Raw genomic sequence first — 22,256 nt, forward strand, 5'->3', positions numbered from 1 at the left:
GATTGAGGTATAGCGCAATGCAACAACTGAATCCATCCGAGATCAGTGCGCTCATTAAACAGCGTATCGGCGATCTGGACACCAGCGCGACCGCTAAGAACGAAGGAACCATTGTGATGGTTTCCGACGGTATTGTGCGTATTCACGGCCTTGCTGATGCAATGTACGGTGAAATGATCGAATTCGACGGCGGCTTATACGGTATGGCACTGAACCTAGAACAGGATTCAGTGGGTGCCGTTGTTTTAGGTAACTACTTAAGCCTTCAAGAAGGTCAAAAAGCGCGTTGCACAGGCCGTGTATTAGAAGTTCCAGTTGGTCCTGAACTTCTTGGTCGTGTCGTAGATGCTTTGGGTAATCCAATTGATGGTAAAGGCCCAATTGATGCAAAACTTACAGATGCTGTTGAAAAAGTAGCACCTGGTGTAATTTGGCGTCAATCTGTAGATGAGCCTGTACAAACTGGTTATAAATCAGTTGATACAATGATTCCTGTAGGCCGTGGTCAGCGTGAGTTGATCATTGGTGACCGTCAAACTGGTAAAACAGCGATGGCGATCGATGCGATCATTGCTCAAAAACAATCAGGTATTAAATGTGTATACGTTGCGATTGGTCAAAAACAATCAACGATTGCAAACGTTGTACGTAAGCTTGAAGAAACTGGCGCTATGGCGTACACAACTGTTGTAGCAGCTGCTGCAGCGGATCCTGCAGCAATGCAGTATCTTGCTCCATATGCTGGTTGTACAATGGGTGAGTACTTCCGTGACCGTGGTGAAGACGCGTTAATCATTTATGATGACTTGTCTAAACAAGCAGTTGCGTATCGTCAAATTTCATTGCTTCTTCGTCGTCCACCAGGTCGTGAAGCTTACCCAGGTGACGTGTTCTATCTTCATTCACGTCTACTTGAACGTGCTTCTCGTGTATCTGCTGACTACGTTGAGAAATTCACTAACGGTGAAGTTAAAGGCCAAACTGGTTCATTAACTGCATTACCGATTATTGAAACTCAAGCAGGTGACGTATCTGCATTCGTACCAACCAACGTAATTTCGATTACTGACGGTCAGATCTTCTTAGAAACATCATTATTCAACGCAGGTATTCGTCCTGCTGTGAACGCGGGTATCTCTGTATCTCGTGTTGGTGGTTCTGCACAAACGAAGATCATCAAAAAATTGTCTGGTGGTATCCGTACTGCTTTAGCACAATACCGTGAATTGGCTGCGTTTGCTCAGTTCGCTTCTGACCTTGACGAAGCAACGCGTAAGCAACTTGAACATGGTCAACGTGTAACTGAATTAATGAAGCAAAAACAATATGCTCCATATTCAATTGCTGACCAAGCAGTTTCAATTTATGCATCTAACGAAGGTTATATGGCTGACGTTGAAGTGAAGAAAATCGTAGACTTTGATGCTGCGTTAATTTCTTACTTCCGTTCAGAACATGCTGCGTTAATGCAAAAAATCGATGAAACTGGTGCTTATGACAAAGACATCGAAGCTGCAATTAAAGCAGGTATTGAAAGCTTTAAAGCGACTCAAACTTACTAAGATTCAACGATGTTGAATCTAGTTATGGTTTGGTTCACGGAATCAACCTTCGAAGGCTCGAAAGGGCTTTCGAATACTAGGTTAAGCGTATGGCAAATTTAAAAGAAATTCGCGCCAAAGTAGCTAGTATCAAGAGCACGCAGAAAATTACTCGCGCGATGCAAATGGTAGCAGCTTCTAAGATGCGTCGTGCGCAAGAGCGCATGGCTCAGGGCCGTCCGTATGCCGAAAATATGCACCGTGTAATTGCTCATTTGGTACAAGCGAATCCTGAATATAAACACCGTTATATGGTTGAACGCCCAGTCAAACGCGTTGGCTATATCATTGTGTCTTCAGATCGTGGTCTTGCTGGTGGTTTGAACATTAACTTGTTCAAAAAAGTGGTTAAACACGTACAACAGCAACAAGAGCAGTCAATTGAAGTTCAATTTGCTTTGATTGGTCAAAAAGCGGTTTCGTTTTTTAAAAACTACGGCGGTAAAGTACTTGGGGCGACTACGAATGTAGGCGATGCACCAAGTCTTGAACAGTTAACTGGTTCTGTACAAGTGATGTTGGACGCATTTGATAAAGGCGAATTAGATCGTATTTATCTTGTGTCAAACGGCTTTGTCAATGCCATGACTCAAAACCAAAAAATCGAACAACTTGTTCCTTTAGCTGCTGCTGAAGAGAATGAAGGTCTAAACCGCCAATACGGTTGGGACTACCTCTATGAACCAGAAGCTGAAGAGCTTTTGAATGGTTTATTGGTTCGTTACATTGAGTCTATGGTGTATCAAGGTGTGATTGAAAATATCGCATGTGAACAGTCTGCTCGTATGGTTGCAATGAAAGCTGCAACAGATAATGCGGGTGAATTGATCAAGAGCCTACAACTCATTTATAACAAGCTGCGTCAAGCCGCGATTACTCAGGAAATTTCTGAGATCGTTGGTGGTGCCGCTGCCGTTTAACATTATTTTGAATTGAGGAGACAGCAATGAGTAGCGGTCGTATCATTCAGATCATCGGCGCGGTTATCGACGTCGAGTTTGAACGCAACAGCGTTCCTAAGATCTATGACGCTCTCCACGTTGACGGTACTGAAACTACTTTAGAAGTTCAGCAACAACTTGGTGATGGCGTAGTTCGTACTATTGCAATGGGATCTACTGAAGGTCTTAAGCGTGGTTTGAACGTAACTAATACTGGCGCTCCAATCTCTGTACCTGTAGGTACTGCATGTTTGGGTCGTATCATGGACGTTCTTGGTCGCCCAATCGACGAAGCTGGTCCAGTTGCAACTGAAGAACGTTTACCGATTCACCGTCAAGCGCCTTCTTATGCTGAACAAGCTGCTTCTACTGACCTTTTAGAAACTGGTATTAAAGTCATTGACTTACTATGCCCGTTCGCGAAAGGTGGTAAAGTTGGTCTGTTCGGTGGTGCCGGTGTTGGTAAAACTGTAAACATGATGGAGTTGATCAACAACATCGCAAAAGCTCACTCAGGTTTATCTGTGTTTGCTGGTGTTGGTGAGCGTACTCGTGAAGGTAATGACTTCTATCACGAAATGAAAGACTCTAACGTTCTTGACAAAGTAGCAATGGTCTACGGTCAGATGAATGAGCCACCAGGTAACCGTTTACGCGTAGCGTTAACTGGTTTGACTATGGCTGAGTACTTCCGTGACGAGAAAGACGAAAACGGTAAAGGCCGTGACGTATTATTGTTCGTAGATAACATCTACCGTTATACACTTGCGGGTACTGAAGTATCAGCATTGTTAGGTCGTATGCCGTCTGCTGTAGGTTACCAGCCAACTCTTGCAGAAGAGATGGGTGTTCTACAAGAACGTATTACATCGACTAAGTCTGGTTCTATTACGTCAATTCAAGCGGTATACGTACCTGCCGATGACTTAACAGATCCATCGCCTGCAACGACGTTCGCTCACTTGGACGCAACTGTTGTATTGAGCCGTGACATCGCATCTTCTGGTATTTATCCAGCGATCGATCCACTTGACTCAACTTCACGTCAGTTAGATCCACTTGTAGTGGGTACTGAGCATTACGAAATTGCTCGTGCAGTTCAAAACGTTCTTCAACGTTATAAAGAATTGAAAGACATTATCGCAATTCTTGGTATGGACGAATTGGCTGAAGAAGATAAATTGACTGTTTACCGTGCGCGTAAAATTCAACGTTTCTTCTCTCAACCGTTCCACGTAGCTGAAGTGTTTACTGGTGCTCCTGGTAAACTTGTACCGCTTAAAGAAACAATTCGTGGCTTTAAAGGTCTTCTAGCTGGTGAATACGATCACATCCCAGAACAAGCGTTCTATATGGTTGGTGGTATTGACGAAGTGATTGCTAAAGCTGAGAAACTTTAATTAGTTCCCTAATTTAGGAGATTCTCATGTCTACGATGCAATGTGATGTTGTCAGTGTTAAAGAGTCTTTGTACTCAGGCACTGTAACAATGCTAATCGCGAAAGGTGCTGGCGGTGAACTCGGTATTATGCCTGGTCATGCTCCGTTAGTTACTTTACTTAAGCCGGGCGCGATTCGCGTTCTGCTTGAGAACGGTACAGAAGAGTTAATCTATGTATCTGGTGGTGTACTTGAAGTTCAACCGCATGTTGTTACGGTTCTAGCAGATACTGCTGTCCGTGCAGAAAACTTAGATGAAGCTGCAATTATTGAAGCACGTAAAAATGCTGAACAATTGCTTGCAAATCAAAAGAGCGATTTGGACGCTGCTGCTGCTTTGGCTGCGCTTGCAGAAACTGCTGCACAGTTGGAAACCATCCGCAAAATCAAAAACCGCGCTCAATAAGACGCAGTTTGAGATTGAAAGAACCGCCTGAAATGGCGGTTTTTTATTTATAAAAATTGTTTTTTTATAAATTGACTATACTCATCCCCTAAAGCCAATTCATAGTCTTTAAAAATTTTCCGACGAGTCGATACCGTTGGCTGTTTGGTTTTTGGATTAAATCCTACTTTTTCAACTTCTTGCCAATATAGACCAGTCCCTCTTTTTTGCCACGATGGCAATTCATTAAAATTAATATCTCGGCTAAACAGAAGATCATGCTTTTCTTGACGATTTAAGCCTTTGACTTGATGGGTTGCTTTTTTAATAGTCTCACCTTCTTTACGTAACATCCAATAACAATGTGCATTTAAAGCATTACGATGAGCATCTTCATGTCGCCAACGAAAATAGTCTTCAACAATTTTTGCATTGGGTAAAATACAAATTCGAGCATCAAAAGTTGCCATTTGCCCATGTAAAATACTGAATTTTGCACTGGCTTCAGCCGCCAATATCGAAATGATTTTGCGTGTTTTACGGTTGAAACTGTCATCCTTAAGATGAAAAAGCAGTGAAATTTCATCACTTTGTGTATAGCCATAAATAATGTTGAAACCACATTGCATTAAATGTGCAGTAGTTTCGACCATCAAATCTCTAAAGCGAATGTCAAAAGGTGCTTCAAATTGCCAAATTTCTTTAGTCAATCGTGTAAACCCCTTACCATCAAGTCGTACCACGATATATTGTTCAGGTGGTACGCAAAAATCATAAGCTGTTTCATATACACGTAAGCGAGTATCTAAATCATTAAATCTCATGAGGTTATTCTCGAATTGCTAAAAGCTGTATGGAAAATTGCTGATTTTCTATAATGTTAACTTTATAAAGTTCATCAAAACCTTCCTGAAGCGAGGGTAGTTCAAACTTTTTAGCTGTGGCAAGTACACCTTGATCAGGAATTCGTTCTTTACCGAATCGTTGTCGGTTGCGTTCTAATGTGCTGTCCAAATCAGCTTCAAAATAATAAGAAATCACTTCAAATTCAGCATCTTTAGCACGTTGGATATAACGCGCACGATCTGCTTTCGTCATGTTGGTATTATCAATCACCATCTTGGTTTTAGAAGCTAAAGCTGCTTCAAATAAAATATTTTCACGATGGCGTGTTTTTAGCATGTCTAAATTTAGACGTAAGTGTGTTTTATAAAAATATTCTTTATAAAATGTCGATTTACCCGATGCTTGGACACCTGTAAAAATAATCAGTTGCATGGTTTACTTCAGTCATTTTTATCTATTTTTAGATTAAAACATGCTTGTAATGGCAAATATAGTCTGAGCTTGAAAATGTTGATGTTCTAGCGCTAAAGTGGTATTGGATGCTGAAATATTTCTATGTATTTTATAAAAAGGGTAAAAGTAGAATACATCATGATGAAAATGATTGAGCAAGAAGTACATTTTTGGGAATTATATCAGGATGATACACGGTATTATTTTAGTATTGCCATCGACATGAGTTCGGTGGTGTCATGTTGGTCTATTCATTTAGATGCTGAAGAAGCTGTGTTTTATCAACAAAATGGGCGACCATTCCTGCATGATTTTGCACAAGAAATCGTTCAACAAGCCTATCGTGGTGATTTTTCTTTTTTAGAACAACGTGAGGTTTCTGAGCAGGTTCAAAAATTAATGCAACATGCATTTAAAGCACATACTTAAATTTTTAAATGTGCAAATGTCAGCAAAAAATAGAATATTCCGTATGGAATATCCTATTTTAACTGTAAATGAATTTGAAGTGACACTTAAATTAGCTGTTGTGACTGTCTGAAGATCCACCTTTGGGAATCATCATTCCTGCCAATTTGATCATTTCGGATTGAATTGTACTCATTTGTTTTTCAATTTTATCAAAATCAATTTTTGTAAAATCAACTTCACCATTGAGTAGTGGCGAACTAAGCACTTGTTTATTTGCGAATAAAACGTGTTGACGTATATTGTCAATTTCTTGGCTTTTTAAATCTAAAGAAATCAATGCTGTATTAAAACCTTGTAACTCATGACTTAAATTTTTTGCTGTTTCTTGCAGTTGTTGCTGGTCTTTACTGTCAATTGCTGTTTGCAAATCAGTTTGTGCTTGTTGTAATTTTTCGATGTAAGTTCCTGTTTTGAGTTGAACATCAGCAACGTCACGCGCGATATAAAACATGTTGCCACTTTTTAAATTTTCATTGTTTTGTACTTGTGCTGTTTCAGTTTCAACCTCTGCGGCTAATGATGCATTTTCATGTGTTTCATCTTTTAATGTTTCTGTTTGTTCAAATTGTTCAGTATGTTCCTGTGGCTCAGTGGTTTGGTTACAACCGAGTAAAAGCACCCCTGAGGTAAAAATAATAAAAGGGAGAAGGGCGCCTTGAATTAGCTTTTTCATAACATTCAAATTCAAAAATAATCTTATGATTTTTAATATAAAACTGAACTATGGATAAAGATAGGATTGTTGCAAATGAATAACAGTTTATTACTGTATTTATATTTTAGTGTTTTGAGCGCATAAAAAAAGATGACCTCAGTCATCTTGATTACAACGCATTGATTATGCTTTGGCAAGTTCCGCTTCAATCGCTTGTACAATACGAGGATCATCTGCGGTAATGTCTGGCGCAAAACGTGCCACGACTTCCCCATTTTTATTCACTAAAAATTTTTCAAAATTCCAGAGTATTTCGGGTTTTGGGTTTGGTGTTAAGCCATAATCGACCAAGTCTTTCCACCATGGTCCTTCACCAATACGCTCAGGAATTGCATGAATTAGGGTGTTATAGAGTGGATGTTTGTCATCGCCTGCGACTGAAATTTTAGCAAAAAGTGGAAAATGCACATCGTAGGTCAGTGAACAAAATTGTTGAATTTCTTCATTTGAACCCGGTTCTTGTGCTAAGAAGTTATTGGCTGGAAAACCTAAAATTTCTAAGCCTTTTTGTTTTTGGGCTTGATACAGTTTTTCTAAGCCTTCGTATTGTGGTGTTAATCCACATTTAGATGCAACATTGACTAGCAGTAAAACTTTACCTTGATACTGATTGAGGGTGACTTCTTCACCTTGAATAGTTTTTACCGGAATGTCGTAAACAGATGCGCTCATCTTATTGTCCTAAAGTCATTTTCAAAAATATTATGCTTTAATGTTTTAGCGATTATTCTGCTTTTCAGCAAGATATAATTGTTAGAATCATACAATTTAAGACAAAAAAAGCAGATCAAATACGCTGCTTTTGTTAGACGTTGAATCATTATTTTGCGATGTCTATTTTATTTTGCACATGAATAATTTCTGTTGATAACAGTTGTTGTAATTCGTTAATTTCTGTTTGAAGTGCTTTGATGTTATCTAAGTCAGGCGAATCTTTCACAGCTTCTTCAGAAAGTTTAATACCTAAATTATTGATTTGTTTTATTTTACTTCGGATGCTATTTGCTTCTGGGCTTTTTAATGTCAGTGCATCTAAGTCTTGGTTAAAATCTTCGACGAATTTTTTCATTTTGTGAACAAGGGCTTGTAACTCAATTTGATCATGGTTTTGTACTGCTTGTATAACGGCATCTTGAAATGCCAGTGCGTCTTTGGTCTTATTTATCGAAAGTGTTTGAATTTCAGCAAGTTCATCTTTGCTGGTGTTGTTTATTTGAGGAATAAGTGATTGAACCTTTTGTGGCGGTTGGGGATAAGTTGTTGCGAAAGCGCAATAATGATATGTAAAAAAGAGTAGGCATATACAGATTATTTTTTTCATTTCACTTATTCAAATTTTAAAAAGAATCATATTTTATCTCAATTTCTAATTTTACTTGTGCTGTGCCTATATTTAAAAATTAAATTTTATTTTCCAAGTAACTGTGTAGGTGTTTGTTCTGTATAACGCTTAAAAAATTCGATAAAGCTAGAACTGTGTTGGTAACCTAATTCTAAACTGACTTTTTTCACAGCGTTGCCACGTTGTATGCATGAAATTGCATAAATGATTTTGGCGCGATTGCGCCATTCAGAGAGTGAAAGCTTAAGTTGTTCCTGACTAAGACGCAGTGCGTGTCGTTCTGTAATATCGAAGTCATTTAAAATATGTTGCAAGCTTTTATTAAATAGATTTTGATCTGAAAGTCGTTCAAGGATCGGTTTTAAAATAGGGTGGTTAGTCTGAGGTAAATAATGCGTGTATGAGTCACTATACTGAATCTGATCAAGTACCAATTGTAATAAATGTTCGTAGTATTCAACCCTAGGGATGCCTAACTTTTGCTGATTTAAAATTTCTTCAATGGTTTGGCGGAGGTAAGGGCGAACATTGAGTGTTTGTACTTGTTTCGCCAAATTTTGGCATAACTTTGGATGGATACGGATACAAATATAATGTGTTAAATGATCATCCACAGCCGTACAACAATGCTCAATTTGAGGGGGGATCCATAAACCATAGCTTGGTGGTGAAAGATAGGTTTGATCTGCGATATTGAGTTCTAAAGTACCATTTAGACTCAAATTAAAATCACCCCATAAATTTGAATGGGGTGTGACAATATCATGTTTTTGGTAAAAGAATTCTTCTACAGAAATCAGTGAGGTATATGACATAGTGAATAAAACTAATTCTCACATTGTATTGGCTGTTGTTTAGTTTTAGGGTTATTTAAACCACGGCTTAAAGTGAAGATGGAAATCACCGCTAAAATGATGAAACTCAAAACACTATAAAGCAAGGTATCGGCATTGAAGTGATCAACAATATAACCACCAATTAACGCGCCTGTTGCAATCATGACTTGGAAAAAGCCAACAAACAAGGGCATTCCTTTTTCTACGGCATGTGGGGCATGTAAAAACATCCAAATATTGGCGGTTGTTGGAAATGCACCAAAGGCAAATCCCCATAGTGCAGTGAGAATAAATGCACCTGTGGTATGGGTTGCAAAAATTGGGAATCCAAAAAATACCAAGGCAAAACAAATTGCCACAAAAGCAAAGGTATAACGCACATTTAAATTGCCACTATAACCTGCAAATGCATTACCAAAAATCCCTGAAATACCAAAAAGTAATAACAGCGAACTGATGGTCGTGCTATCAAAACCTGCAGAATGTTTAAAGAAAGGCGTGAGGTAACTATAGGTCGAGAAATGTGCAAGACCCAAAAGTAAAATAATAATTAAACCTTGTCTGGCTTTATCAATGCGAAGCAGTGCAGGTAAGTCTTTAAAATGAATTGCAGATTCAGGCTTTAAGCTGGGTATAAATTTAAAACCGAGTACGACCACAAAGAAGCCAATCACAGAGGTAATGGCAAAGGATGTCCTCCAACCATAGCTATCACTTAACCACGTTCCAATCGGTACTCCAAGTACAGTGGCTAAAGTTACACCTGCCATGACTGTAGCTGTGGCTTTGGCTATAGGAAGATGTGATGGCGCTAAACGTCCACTCAGGGCAATTGCTGTTGCCCAAAATCCACCAATGGCGAAACCGAGGATAAGGCGACTCACTAATAAAATCTCAAAATTGGGTGCGATTGCCGTAATTGCATTCGCGACCACCATGGTGGTAGCCAGTCCCAATAGTAGGTAACGACGATCAAGATTCTTCACCAGTACAGGCAGTAATGGCGCTGCAAACGCGGCCATGATGCCGGGTAAGGTAATGACTAAACCCGCTGTACCCACTGAAACATGTAAATCTGTAGAAATATTATTGATGACACCAATGGGGAGGAATTCACTGGTGACCAATGCAAAGGCAGTGATTGCTACAGTGAGCAAAGCAATCCAACTACCTTGGCTACTGGGGGGAACATCGGTCGTGCTATGTTCTGAAATTTGAGGTTGCATCGTATTCATGAGCAGGGTTCCTACTTTGAAGGGCACGTTGGCTAAACTGAGTTTTGCTTGTTTTTAATTCATTAACGATCGTTATAAAAATAAAGTATTTGATTAATTTTTAGCTGTCAATTAATTTAATAATGTTCGTTATAAAAATATATGTGAAGTTTATGGCAGATTTTGAAGAGCAAAGTTTAATTGAAGGTAAACAATCGCTTAAACGTGGGCGAGGTCGCCCAAAATGCTTTAACGAACAAGAAGCGTTACAAAAAGCCATGTTGTTGTTTTGGAAATATGGCTATGAAGCGACATCGATGAGTGATTTAACCAAAGCATTACATCTGACTGCGCCGAGTATTTACAGTAGTTTTGGTGATAAGTTGCAATTGTTTCATGCTTGTTTAGACTATTATATTGAACATGAAGCATGCGCATTAGAGGCGATTTTCCAACAATCAACAACAGCTAAAATCGCACTTGAACTTTATTTATATGAAAATTTAAAAAGAATCGTTCAGCAAAACAAACCCACCGGTTGTATGTTACTCACGGCAACCATGAATTGCTCACAAGAACATACTGAGTTGCAACAAGATTTACTGTCGAAACGTAATCAAGTCAAAGAAAAAATTTATCAGCGTTTACAACAGGGGGTGCTGGATGGTGACTTAAAAGCTGAAACCAATATTCAAGCGATGACAGATTATTATACAACGGTGATTCAAGGATTGACGATGCAGGCTCGTGATGGTGTTGGACTAGAACAACTTGAGAAAGTGGTACTTTTAGCGCTGAAAACCTACGATTTATTTTAAAACATCAATCCAATATGCGGAATAAGGGCTGTCTGAAATTCGCTATAGATGTCGGAAATACGATATTTAAATTATTTCCGACTTAGTCAATAATCGAGCTTTCATTCTGAAGCGTTAAAATTATGTACACCAATACCAAGCCGATGTGGTGGGCAGTGTGTTTACCCATCATTGCAGTTTTGATCTGGTCAATGAATATTGCTGTCACTCGCTATGTTTCAGACTATATCTCACCAGTCAGTATCAGCTTTTACCGTTGGTTCGTTGCATTTATTATTTTGACGCCATTTATGGCAAAAAAAATGTGGCAAAACCGTCATTTGATTCGTCAGCACTTTTGGCAGTTTGCTATTTTGAGTGCTTTTGGAATGGTGTTATATCAAGGTTTATCCTATTCCGCAGCCCATCATACTTCCGCGACCAATATGGGCATTATCAATGCTTTTATTCCGATCTTTACTATTTTTGTCTCGATGCTGATTTTGCATGAGATCCCAAATCGTTTTGCGATCATTGGGAGTATTCTGTCATTTTTAGGCTTGGTCTATGTCATGGCACAAGGTAATTTTGCAAGTTTGCTCGGTTTAGGTGGGCATTCAGGTGACCTGTTAATGGTGCTTGCAGTGTTCTTTTATGCATTTTATGGTGTATTTCTAAAAAAATGGCAGCTCAAAGTCCCTTTGTTGATTAGCTTATATATTCAAATTGCTTTTGCATTGCTTTATCACTTACCGTTTATTGCTTGGTTTGGTCTGCAAAGTATCGATATGAATAATGTTGGTAGTGTATTGTACGCAGGAATTTTTCCTTCTTTGATTGCACCATTTGTATGGATGATGGCCGTTCGATATTTAGGCCCAAATCGTACCAGTATTTTTATGAATCTGATGCCCGTTTTTACCGCGATTATCGCCTTTTTTTGGTTAAATGAGGCGTGGACGATTTATCATAGCATCGGTGGTTTGATTATTTTATTGGGTATTGTACTTGCGCAGAAAAAAGTAAAAGTATTGAATTAATCGGTAAAGATGAGAAATATTTTTGATTTTTATTAGACTTTTTTTATATAAATTTAGGCTTAAAATATATTAATTGAATTTTGGTTAAAATTTGATACGTTCATTTTAAAAAAAATATAAAGCAAATAGATAGGTTTAATTTTATCAATATACTCATCTGTTAGCTTGATTTAAACATAGTTTTATTTTTGTAAAATAAAGATAAAATTTGTATGAATAGTATTTTTATAGCATAATAATACCCATAGACAACAAGGTATGAAAGATCATTTATCTGTTGTTTAAACCAAATTTTTGTATACCCTCTGGATGTGATCCACATCCTTTTTCATGCTCAGCCGACCCTATATGGCTGAGCTTTTTTTTGTCTATCATTTGAGAAAAGTGATGGAATGATTGAGGTGAAATTTAAATACTTTGGCGTTATTTTGCCTAAGCCTCAATTTACAGTCTCAAATATTCTAAAATGCTATCTCATTTAAGCTCGAATAATCTCACCTGTGACAGCGTCTAAAATACGACTTGGCTGTTGGCTGAGTCCTAAATCACCATTTAAATAATTCAGTTGTGATGCAAAATAGCGGTTGGCGTCTTGTAATGAACGAGCAGGTTCTAAACCCGCAGGGTTGGCGCTGGTTGAAACAATAAAACCATTAAACGCATTACAGAGTGCAATACATAAAGGATGTGTGGTGACACGAACAGCAACTTTGGGATGGTTGCCTTTAATCCACTGGGGAATGCTTTCATCAGCAGGGAGAAGCCAAGTGGTTGCACGTTCAGTCTGTGTGCGATGTGTCCAAGTTTCAATGACTTGTTGACGGATTTTGGGTTCTAAGTTTTCCAATAAATGTTCAACTTGAGTAAGTTGTCCCGCAAGTAAAATGACACCTTTTTCAATTGGGCGCTGTTTTAAGCGTAAAATTTCTAAAAATGCCTGTTCATTCATTGGGTCGCAACCTAAGCCCCATACTGCCTCTGTCGGATAAGCAAGCACTTTGCCTTGACGCAGAATTTGAGCAGCTTCAGCAACTGAGGTTGTCATCATGGATCTTTCCACCTTATCAGTTTTTAAAGGGCTATTGTGAACCTTAATGACTCGCTCGGCAACGTAAGTACAAGCCAGATTGTTGAATACATAAGCCTAAAAGCTCTAGTTCCATGAGATATCCTGTTAAAACAGCAATATCTAAATTGAGCTTTTGATGAAGAATATCAATCTCTTGTCCAACCCAATCGAGTTGTTGATAAAGTTGAAATAAATGTTCAGGCAACACGGGTAATTTTTCTTTTTCTTCGATTTTTTGAGTATTTTCACAATGCCATTGTGTAGGTAATGCTAAATCTTCAATGATTTGCTCAGGATGGTCGACCAAAATAGCACCCTCACGGATTAATTGATGACAACCTTGATGGTATTCACTGTAAATATGCCCAGGAATGGCAAAAATAATTTTGCCTTGTTCGGCTGCGGCTTGAGCGGTAATCAAGGAGCCACTTTCTAAAGCAGCTTCAGCCACCAAAACCCCTAAACTTAAACCACTCACAATCCGATTGCGGCGTGGAAAGTTAGATTTTAAGGGCGGTGTATTAGGTAAATACAGGGAAATAATCGTTCCTGCATGTTCTAAAATCTGTGCGTGTAATTGTCGATTTTGTGTAGGGTAGACTTGTTCTAAACCTGTTCCAATGACCGCAATGGTGCGTAAGTTTTTTAATGCGCCTGCGTGTGCCGCAGCATCAATTCCTTCAGCTAAACCACTGGTAATAAAAAAGCCTTTTTCACTGAGATAATAGGCAAAATCATAAGCCACTTGTTTACCGTGGGGGCTTGGCTTTCGGCTACCTACAATTGCTACTTGGGGTTGTGTTAAATTTTGCCAAGCGCCTTGACCAAATAAAATGGGTGGATGATCGGCATAGGGGAGGAGTTGTTGTGGATAATGGCTGTCGTGGTCTAACAGTATAAAATCACAGTGTTGTTTTAACTTCTCAAGGCACAGATAAAAGGAAGTTTGTCCTTTGTCTGTGAGAAACTCTTCGGCACGTTGGAGGTGATTTTTATGAATATTCACCTCAGACCAACGCAGCAAATTTTCACTCGAAACTGCTTTTGCCACTGAGCCAAAATAAGTTTCGAGACTACGAAATGCAAGATTGGAATGTTGAACTAAATACCATAACTTGATGGTGTCTAATTGCACATCAGGTATAAAGTTCAACATGCCGATATCACATTTTTTAGTTGTTTTTAGATTTTAGAGCGTTTTAGAAAGATTAATTTTCTGCAATCGCAGGGGTTTGAATTGAAGAACCCACTTTAATTGGCAATGCACTATCTAAAATATAGCCATAGCTAAAACGCTCAAACGTTTTGAAGACCATCAAAGTGCCGACATTTTGGTTCGGTAGTTTGATTGGTTCTTTGGTTTTTGGATCTTTTACCACTTCACCCTGTTGGTAAATGCTAAATACTTGTCCAGCTTTTGCACCATCTACGCTACCACGATCAATGGTTACAACACCATTGACTGCACCTGTGCCAATTGAGCCTTGTACACGAACGATTTTACCACCAGTGAGTACTTCATTTTGTGCTGTAGGATAAAAAATAGAAGGTAAATTATACTCATACACAGGTAAGACATAATCACCATTACGGACTTCAGCATTATAACTGTCAGTCAGTTCAAGCGTTGTAACATCATTCTCACCTGCAACTGCAACAGCAGAAGCCACTTCAGTAAGCTCTTGACCTACATTGATTTTTTTGCCTTTTTCATCGACAAAGAAATATGGCTCAGCTTGACGATACACACCATAGCGTTGTCCAACAACTAAACCATTGCCACGAGCATAGACGGTTTGACCTGCACCTGTAATCACACGATTATCCGCTGCACCCAGAATATAAGGCACGCCAATGAGTGATTCAGGTGAAACGATAATACTATGTTCTAACCATGGTTTGATATCTGCACTTGAAATGATTGGAATGGTATTCCCAATAGATTCAACACGCACTTGTGGGCGTAAAGATGCACCACCTTGATGACGGCGAATAATACCATCACAGCCGTCACCCTCATCGACACCGACCAGTGGACGACCATTTAAGCTACAGAGTAATAATTTATCCCCGGGATAGATCCAATGTGGGTTTTTGACATGGCGGTTACTGGCCCAAATCTCTTTCCAACGCCATGGTTTGCTGAGGAATCGTCCTGCAATATCCCATAACGTATCGCCACGTTTGACCACATAAACATGCGGTGCATTGGCTTTTAGAGAGGGTGGATTTTGGTTTGGACTCGGCGCTGCATGTGCAACGTCCACTATAGCTACACCTGCACTGATGCAGAGTGCCATAGCCAAAACCTGCTTCTTAAACCCCGTGGCATTAATCTTTGTGCCATTGAAAAACTTTATCATTATCATAATTCCTGAAATTATGCGTATAAATACGTTATAATTGCATCTTACACACTTTTATTTAATGAAGCATATTCTTCATTTAGTTTTTTAGATCAATGGCATAGCAAGTGAGGATAAGTATGGCCTTATTACCTATTTTAAGTTTTCCTGATCCCCGTTTGCGCACCATTGCAAAACCAGTCAATGAAGTGACGGATCAGATCCGTCAGCTTGCAGCGGATATGTTTGAAACCATGTATGCAGCGCCAGGCATTGGTTTAGCCGCAACACAAGTTGATCATCATATTCAACTCATCGTGATGGATTTGTCTGAACATCAAGATCAACCGATGGTATTCATTAACCCCAAAGTTATTCCGCTGACAGAAGAAACCCTCCCTTATGAAGAAGGTTGCTTATCTGTGCCTCAAATATACGATAAAGTTGAACGCCCGTCACGTGTCAAAATCGAAGCTATCAATTTAGAAGGTGAAACTTTTGAAATTGAAGCAGATGGTTTGCTCGCAGTGTGTATTCAACATGAAATCGACCATTTAAATGGTAAATTATTTGTCGATTATTTGTCACCATTAAAGCGTCAACGCGCGCGTGAAAAAGTTGAAAAAGTCGTGCGTCAGCGTGAAAAACAGAAAGTTCCCGCAAAGCGTTAATGCATTGTCAGACATTTTGTTGAATAAAAGCCCAATTCTGATTGGGCTTTGTTATACTGTAACAATGAAAATGTTGGGTTAAACATGTTGAAATGTTGTTAAGAAATGGGTTATTGCTAAGTAGCTTAGCAGTATTTTTACAGATCGCTGTTTTTTTACAGCCTTTGCTACCGAAGCAATATCAAATTGCGCCGGTCTGTGAAACCATTTCTCAGGTTTTAATACAAACTGATTTTTATAATAAACATCAACATTCAACTCACCATCAACACACTTCTCATGAATCTTTTGTTCATGCCATGCAAGTGAATCATGCCAATCTTGGGCATGACCATCATGATCCAAACCACCAATGTCAGTATTGTACAGTGTATGGCAACTTGGTTTTACCTCCTGAGCTTGAGGTGAAGCAGGTTCTGGATCGTATACAAGTTCGCTTACTCGCATTTCAACAGACATTTAGTCATGTTTGGTTCGTTTTACAGCGCTTATTTCTCATTCCACAAGGGCGAGCCCCACCAATTTTCGCTTAAATCCAATTCTTTTTTTCTGGGTCTGCATAGGCTCCAGTCGAGATTTATTTAAAATTTAAGTGAGAAATGAAAATGGCTCAGCCAAAATTCTTTTTACAGCCACTGACGGCTGCGATTTGTGTTGCGTGTTATTCGGGAAGTGTTCAGGCAGAACAAATTGAGACTGAACCATATATTCAGCAGTTAGCACCTGTGGTCTTAACTGCACAAAAAGCCAACGATGCCAATGGTTTGGTGGTTCGTGCTGATCCTAAACAGCCGATTCAGCCTGTACCTGCAACCGATGGTGCTGATTATCTACAAAGCATTGCAGGTTTTAGCTCAATCAAGAATGGTGGTACCAACGGTGATGTAACGTTTAGAGGAATGTTTGGTTCACGTATTAAAATTTTAACCGATGGCACGGAAAATTTAGGTGCATGTCCATCACGTATGGATGCGCCAACGTCTTATATTCAGCCTGAAAGTTTTGACCGAATCACAGTCACTAAAGGACCTCAAACCGTTCAATATGCCAATACTGGCTCTGCGGCAACGGTGATTTTTGAACGTCAAAAACCAAAACTTTCTGAAGATCATCATTACCAAGGACAAGCCAGTGCATTGGTCGGCTCGTATGGACGCATTGATCAGAATATTGAAGCCATTGTTGGTGATGAACAAAAATATATGCGTTTAAATGCAGGACGTTCAGAGTCAAATAGTTATCAAGATGGTGATGGTCGTACAGTTCCTTCAGCTTGGGAGCGTTGGAATGCGGATGTCGCTTTAGGTTGGACGCCTGATGCAGACACGTGGGTAGAGTTGACAGGCGGTAAATCTGATGGTGAAGCACTGTATGCAGGGCGTGACATGGATGGTTCGCAATTTGCCCGTGAAAGTTTAGGTTTAAGATTTGAGAAAAAGAACCTGACCGATGTGATTAAAAAGGTTGAAGGGCAAGTGAACTATAGCTATAACGACCATGTGATGGATAATTTTAGACTGCGAACACCGCCAATGATGGATATGGATCATCATGACGATATGGATATGCATCATGGTGATGCAGATCATGGCAGTATGAAAGGTCCATCTGAAATGCAAGTGACGCGCCGTACGTTAAACTCACGACTTGTGGTAACGTCTGAATGGGACAAACTGAGCTTCATCACAGGGATGGATACACAACAAAATCATCATGCAGGCAGTATGATGAACAAGCCTTTAACAACCAATATGAAATTTGAATCCTATGGTGTTTTTGGTGAGTTGGGATATAAATTCAATGATCGTTATAAGCTGGTTTCAGGTGTGCGTATTGACCAAGTCAAAATTGATGCATTAAAGCTAAATGATGACCGTAAAGAAACCTTACCAAGTGCATTTATTCGTTTAGAAAATCAACACCCTGAACACGATGCTAAAACCTATATCGGTCTTGGCTATGTCGAACGTGTGCCTGATTACTGGGAACTGTTTAGTACAGCACATGGCAATTCAGGCATGTCTAAACCGACTTTTAATGATTTAAATACTGAAAAAACTTTGCAGTTAGATCTAGGATATCAACACCAACATGGCGCATTTAAGTCATGGGCATCTGCATATGCAGGTCTAATCGATGACTATATTTTAATGAGTTATCATCAGCATGGTTCATCCTTCAGTGCAGGTGCTAAAAATGTCGATGCAACCATTGCAGGCGCAGAAGCAGGGATTGGTTATGACTTTACTGAAGCACTACAGTCAGATCTTAGTCTTGCCTATGCTTGGGGTGAAAATACGACAGCTCATACGGCATTACCACAAATTGCACCTCTAGAAGGACGTTTTAATTTACGTTATGTTCAAGACAAATATACGTTGGGTTTATTGTGGCGTGTGGTGGCAAAACAAGACCGTATTAGTCTAAATCAAGGCAATATTGTGGGCTATGATATGGCGGAAAGTAAGAGCTTTAATACATTGGCTCTGAACGCATCTTATAATCTTGTAGATGATGTCAATCTTGCAATTGGTGTAGATAATGTCCTCGATAAAACCTATACCGAGCATCTCAATAAAGCAGGCAGTTCAGGTTTCGGCTTTGCCAGCACAGAACAGTTCAATAATATTGGACGCAATTATTGGGCACGGATCAGTATGAAGTTCTAAGCACAATGCTGTAAAATAATTCATGACAAAAGCCATTGTTTTCATGCAGTGGCTTCTGTCAAAATCTATAAAAATAAAGTATTTAATTTTAGAAATGACAATTAATATTGATGAAATCGCCCGTACTTTAGCTGCATGTCAAGAATATGAGATTTCGGCTTTACATTGGGATGAGCATCGCAAAGCTGCATTAGCCCATGCATTAAAAAAATATACCGATGAACCGTTTAAAGTCTATCGATTACTGCGTAAAGAGCAGGGTGAAACACTTTATTTACTGTGTCTGGATTCTCATCAAACAGCTAAAGCCTGTGAAGCAGAATATCGTCAAGCAAGTTTTTTAAGGCGAAGTGTACCTTTCCTCTTATTATTTACCCTATTTTTACTCACTGCATTCTTTGCAAAATATAAAGATGCCTTTTTGTCGGCGACATTTTTAATCAGCATGCCTTTTGTGATGGGAGCATTATTTGAATACGTGCGTAGCGTGAGTAGCAAACGTGTTGCAAGTGTCAAAAATGTATTAAAAACCCAATTGTGGATCATGCTTATTATCTTGGTCATCAGTATTTTTGTACTCAAAGAAGGTACGATTTGCGTAATTATGGCATTGCCCTTGCTTTTCGCTGCACTGGTGATCGGTGCTTTATTGATGCGTAGTTTATGTCAGTATTTATGGAAGCCGACCAACAAAATCTATTCTTTGGCATTACTGCCACTTTTATTGATTGGTTTTTTACCGAAACACAGTCCTGATCAATTTGGAAAAGTTGAACGTAAAATAGTCATCAATGCCCCGATTCAGCAGACTTTTGATGCAATTTCAGATGTGCAGAAAGTTCAAGACCATGAGATTGCCCATAATTTTATTTTTACCATGGGTTTTCCAAAACCAATGCTTGGGAAAAATGAAGCAACTCAGGCAGGTTTGCTACGCCATATTTATTGGCAACGGGGTATTTATTTCCAAGAAAAAGTCACCCGTTTTGAGCCACCTTATGTTTTAGCATGGAAACCTGAATTTAACAAAGCGTCATTTCCCCAAGGTTCTTTAGATGATCATATCGAAATCGGTGGGCAATATTTTGATGTTTTATCCAGTGAATATCGTCTAGTACAGATTTCACCACAGCAAACCCAACTTATTTTGAGCATGGATTATCGTTTAAGTACTGACATGAATTGGTATAGTGATTTATGGGTTCAATACGTACTGAATCAATTTAGTGATGTCGTGATGAATATTTATAAAAATCGACTAGAACATCGTTCAATTGCATGACAAAGATATACATCAATTTGTAGTCCTATTGCACCCAAAATTACTGATACATACTTGCCAATTGCTGACCTGCATTTTGATATAAAGTATTAGAATACTCCTGTTGCGCCCGACCATGTTGTTGTAAAAACTGTTGCAAACGTGCGTTATAACGGGCGCTTCCATAAATCATTGTATTCTTGGCAAATAAATACAATGGATACCATGCTACAGCGCGTGGTTTTAAACCGAGCGCTTTCATTTTTTTCTTACCAATAAACCATTGGGTAATATCTAAATGATTACGATAGGCTTTTTTCTGTAAAAAGGTTTTGAAATATGGATATTGTCGTTCGAAAGGTTCTTTAGATAAACTGACGGCTAAGGTACGACTACTGTCATCAGTCGCAGGATGGGCATAATTCATCCATTGCAGTAATTTCCATCCTTCAGATTCTTTGTTGACGAGCCATTTTTCATCAATACCCATTAACCATCCTGTATATTTCCAAAAATGTAATACCGCTTCCGATTCGGCTTTACTTGGAAAAATTCCTAAAACACGTGAACCGATTAACAACAAACCACTAAAGGCAATATTGGTCATCGCTTGGTCATACTGATTAATAGGTGTACCCCAAAATGCATGATCCCAATCTTTAGATTTATTGAGCTGAAAACGTACTAAGGCATGAATAAAACGGACATAAATGGTTGAGATAAAACCTGAGTTGAAACGCTGAAAACTTTGCTGTTGATTGACATTGAGCCACCATTTTTGCGTTTCGGCTAAACGCTTGCCGGCATATTGATTCAATGCACCCGTCATAATCAAGGGTTGATTAAACTCTGGGAATTGATAACCGACCATCAGAGCAGCATCCCGTAAAATAAATGTGCTGTTATGCCCAAGCCGATGGGTAAACTTAACTGCTGTGGTTAATTTCTCAGGTTCAAGCCATACAGGTGGGGTGGTCACCAAGTCGAAAAAATCAGTTAAAACGGGTTCATCAATATCAAGCTTTTCTACTCCCTGATACAAGGCTGTTTCAAATAACTTACGATTGCGCCGTGGATTCTCCATTACCCATTGCATCACTTTGTCCATGGCAACATCACCTGTGAACAAACTCTGATTTAATTCAAGATAATCCTCATAGCTTGGAATAAAGTGCTGATCAGTGAAATGATTTAAGATTTTTGAAATCAGGTCGCTGTGACGCATTTTTTCAAATGATGCCAAACGTTTCGCAATCATTGGTTCTGACATAGTAGTCTCTTGTTGATTATTATTTGTTCAAACTTTAATATGAATAATTATTCGTATTCAATTCGCATTTTGAAAATGCACTAAATCACTCATAAAAGAGACAATAAATGAGAAAACAACCTCAACAACAAAGAGCTATTCAGATTGTGAATGATATTTTAGAAGCGACACAATACTGCATAGTCGAACAGGGGATACACCAACTGACCACACCCAAGATCTCAGAAAAGTCAGGTGTTAGTGTTGGCTCAATCTATCAGTACTTTGAAAATAAAGAACAAATTATTGATGAACTTCTGCGTCGAAAGAGTGAAAATCTTGGGATGGCACTGAAAGAACTTACAACCCAACAAAAACAACGACCTTTAGAGCAATTGATTTCAATCAGCATTCAGTTTGGTTTTGATATGATGAAAGCCGATAACGGTTTTTTTATCGAAGTATTAAAACATTGGCATCAATATATTAACTCAGAAGCAGCGCAGATCGTTGAACAACACTTTTTTGAAGTGGGTATCTATGTGTTTAATCAGTTTTTTCAGCATTGGAGTTTCGAAATGCTGAAAAATAAGTCATTTGTGATCGTTAATAGCACCTTATTTACCATGATGCGCTATGTGAGTAACAATAGTTTTCTTATTTCAGAACAACAGCTTAAGAAAGAACTGACCATGATGATATTGGCTTATTTAGAGGTGGAAAATATAAATGAAATAAAATAATAAATAAAAAATTAATTAAAAACATAAGCTTAGTCTGTTTATTGATTGAAAGTTAGACATGTAAATACTTAATTTAAAAAAAGGGGTTGTATCGTATCTGAAATACTGTAGAATGCACATCCATCGGCGGTGATGAAGATTAAAACTTCTGATAAAACAATGACTTGG

At 38.8% G+C, this 22,256-nt stretch carries 23 protein-coding genes; 12 read left to right on the top strand and 11 right to left on the bottom strand.

The features are described 5' to 3' along the window. Positions 1-17 precede the first annotated feature (17 nt). The 4 genes from atpA (at position 18) to HX129_RS12930 (ending at position 4,388) form a co-directional block, all read left to right on the top strand. Complete coding sequence (atpA, locus tag HX129_RS12915; RefSeq protein ID WP_130074809.1) at positions 18-1,562, top strand: F0F1 ATP synthase subunit alpha; 1,545 nt, start codon at positions 18-20, stop codon at positions 1,560-1,562. 89 nt (positions 1,563-1,651) lie between these two features. Next, positions 1,652-2,521: a F0F1 ATP synthase subunit gamma gene (atpG, locus tag HX129_RS12920; RefSeq protein WP_130074808.1), complete on the top strand. Its 870-nt coding sequence runs from the start codon at positions 1,652-1,654 to the stop codon at positions 2,519-2,521. A gap of 26 nt (positions 2,522-2,547) precedes the next feature. After that, complete coding sequence (atpD, locus tag HX129_RS12925; RefSeq protein ID WP_130074807.1) at positions 2,548-3,942, top strand: F0F1 ATP synthase subunit beta; 1,395 nt, start codon at positions 2,548-2,550, stop codon at positions 3,940-3,942. Positions 3,943-3,968: 26 nt separating this feature from the next. Then, positions 3,969-4,388: a F0F1 ATP synthase subunit epsilon gene (locus tag HX129_RS12930; RefSeq protein ID WP_120375742.1), complete on the top strand. Its 420-nt coding sequence runs from the start codon at positions 3,969-3,971 to the stop codon at positions 4,386-4,388. A gap of 47 nt (positions 4,389-4,435) precedes the next feature. Here the strand turns inward: HX129_RS12930 and HX129_RS12935 are convergent, their stop codons facing one another. Beyond that, positions 4,436-5,191 carry a tRNA(His) guanylyltransferase Thg1 family protein gene (locus HX129_RS12935; RefSeq protein WP_130074806.1) on the bottom strand — a complete coding sequence of 252 codons (756 nt, stop codon included), beginning with the start codon at positions 5,189-5,191 and terminating at the stop codon, positions 4,436-4,438. 4 nt (positions 5,192-5,195) lie between these two features. Beyond that, a complete protein-coding gene (locus tag HX129_RS12940; RefSeq protein ID WP_130074805.1) occupies positions 5,196-5,645 on the bottom strand; it encodes an ATP-binding protein in 450 nt (149 codons plus the stop codon). Between the two features lie 159 nt (positions 5,646-5,804). Here HX129_RS12940 and HX129_RS12945 point away from each other — a divergent pair, with 159 nt between their 5' ends. Continuing rightward, complete coding sequence (locus HX129_RS12945) at positions 5,805-6,095, top strand: hypothetical protein (protein ID WP_353620014.1); 291 nt, start codon at positions 5,805-5,807, stop codon at positions 6,093-6,095. A gap of 91 nt (positions 6,096-6,186) precedes the next feature. On the opposite strand, the gene HX129_RS12950 is transcribed toward HX129_RS12945, so the two are convergent. From HX129_RS12950 to HX129_RS12970, 5 genes are all read right to left on the bottom strand, one after another. Then, positions 6,187-6,810: a PM1805 family lipoprotein gene (locus HX129_RS12950; RefSeq protein ID WP_130074804.1), complete on the bottom strand. Its 624-nt coding sequence runs from the start codon at positions 6,808-6,810 to the stop codon at positions 6,187-6,189. 165 nt (positions 6,811-6,975) lie between these two features. Next, positions 6,976-7,524 carry a glutathione peroxidase gene (locus HX129_RS12955; protein WP_130074803.1) on the bottom strand — a complete coding sequence of 183 codons (549 nt, stop codon included), beginning with the start codon at positions 7,522-7,524 and terminating at the stop codon, positions 6,976-6,978. A gap of 148 nt (positions 7,525-7,672) precedes the next feature. Beyond that, positions 7,673-8,173, bottom strand: a complete 501-nt coding sequence (locus HX129_RS12960) for a PM1805 family lipoprotein (RefSeq protein WP_286435001.1) — start codon at positions 8,171-8,173, stop codon at positions 7,673-7,675. Between the two features lie 86 nt (positions 8,174-8,259). Then, positions 8,260-9,009, bottom strand: coding sequence for a helix-turn-helix domain-containing protein (locus HX129_RS12965; RefSeq protein ID WP_286435002.1), 750 nt, complete (start codon positions 9,007-9,009; stop codon positions 8,260-8,262). Between the two features lie 11 nt (positions 9,010-9,020). Beyond that, complete coding sequence (locus tag HX129_RS12970; protein WP_130074800.1) at positions 9,021-10,265, bottom strand: MFS transporter; 1,245 nt, start codon at positions 10,263-10,265, stop codon at positions 9,021-9,023. A 152-nt stretch (positions 10,266-10,417) separates the two neighbouring features. Between HX129_RS12970 and HX129_RS12975 the strand changes: the two genes are divergently transcribed. Further along, complete coding sequence (locus HX129_RS12975; RefSeq protein ID WP_130074799.1) at positions 10,418-11,062, top strand: TetR/AcrR family transcriptional regulator; 645 nt, start codon at positions 10,418-10,420, stop codon at positions 11,060-11,062. Positions 11,063-11,205: 143 nt separating this feature from the next. Next, positions 11,206-12,081, top strand: a complete 876-nt coding sequence (locus HX129_RS12980) for a DMT family transporter (protein ID WP_286435011.1) — start codon at positions 11,206-11,208, stop codon at positions 12,079-12,081. Between the two features lie 478 nt (positions 12,082-12,559). Here HX129_RS12980 and tsaC read toward each other — a convergent pair whose 3' ends face one another. The 3 genes from tsaC to HX129_RS12995 are packed head-to-tail and all read right to left on the bottom strand — an operon-like array spanning position 12,560 to position 15,513. After that, positions 12,560-13,129, bottom strand: a complete 570-nt coding sequence (gene tsaC, locus HX129_RS12985) for an L-threonylcarbamoyladenylate synthase type 1 TsaC (RefSeq protein WP_130074798.1) — start codon at positions 13,127-13,129, stop codon at positions 12,560-12,562. Positions 13,130-13,172: 43 nt separating this feature from the next. Continuing rightward, a complete protein-coding gene (gene dprA, locus HX129_RS12990) occupies positions 13,173-14,306 on the bottom strand; it encodes a DNA-processing protein DprA (RefSeq protein WP_286435003.1) in 1,134 nt (377 codons plus the stop codon). 52 nt (positions 14,307-14,358) lie between these two features. Then, positions 14,359-15,513, bottom strand: a complete 1,155-nt coding sequence (locus tag HX129_RS12995; RefSeq protein WP_286435004.1) for a LysM peptidoglycan-binding domain-containing protein — start codon at positions 15,511-15,513, stop codon at positions 14,359-14,361. Between the two features lie 122 nt (positions 15,514-15,635). Here HX129_RS12995 and def point away from each other — a divergent pair, with 122 nt between their 5' ends. The 4 genes from def to HX129_RS13015 all read left to right on the top strand — a co-directional run bounded on the left by def (position 15,636) and on the right by HX129_RS13015 (position 20,117). After that, complete coding sequence (gene def / locus HX129_RS13000) at positions 15,636-16,166, top strand: peptide deformylase (RefSeq protein ID WP_130074795.1); 531 nt, start codon at positions 15,636-15,638, stop codon at positions 16,164-16,166. Between the two features lie 92 nt (positions 16,167-16,258). Further along, positions 16,259-16,699 (top strand): DUF2946 family protein, encoded by a 441-nt coding sequence (locus HX129_RS13005; protein ID WP_286435005.1) that lies wholly within the window; start codon positions 16,259-16,261, stop codon positions 16,697-16,699. 72 nt (positions 16,700-16,771) lie between these two features. Next, entirely contained in the window at positions 16,772-18,835 is a 2,064-nt protein-coding gene (locus HX129_RS13010; protein WP_286435006.1) for a TonB-dependent copper receptor, read from the top strand. A gap of 94 nt (positions 18,836-18,929) precedes the next feature. Beyond that, entirely contained in the window at positions 18,930-20,117 is a 1,188-nt protein-coding gene (locus tag HX129_RS13015; protein WP_286435007.1) for a hypothetical protein, read from the top strand. A gap of 40 nt (positions 20,118-20,157) precedes the next feature. Here the strand turns inward: HX129_RS13015 and HX129_RS13020 are convergent, their stop codons facing one another. Further along, positions 20,158-21,366 (bottom strand): oxygenase MpaB family protein, encoded by a 1,209-nt coding sequence (locus HX129_RS13020; protein WP_286435008.1) that lies wholly within the window; start codon positions 21,364-21,366, stop codon positions 20,158-20,160. Between the two features lie 107 nt (positions 21,367-21,473). Between HX129_RS13020 and HX129_RS13025 the strand changes: the two genes are divergently transcribed. Continuing rightward, on the top strand, positions 21,474-22,088 hold the full coding sequence (locus HX129_RS13025) for a TetR/AcrR family transcriptional regulator (protein ID WP_180046504.1): 615 nt from the start codon (positions 21,474-21,476) through the stop codon (positions 22,086-22,088). The last annotated feature ends 168 nt before the right edge of the window (positions 22,089-22,256 follow it).

Source organism: Acinetobacter sp. 251-1 (genome assembly GCF_030329305.1).
Classification (GTDB): Bacteria; Pseudomonadota; Gammaproteobacteria; order Pseudomonadales; family Moraxellaceae; genus Acinetobacter; species Acinetobacter piscicola_A.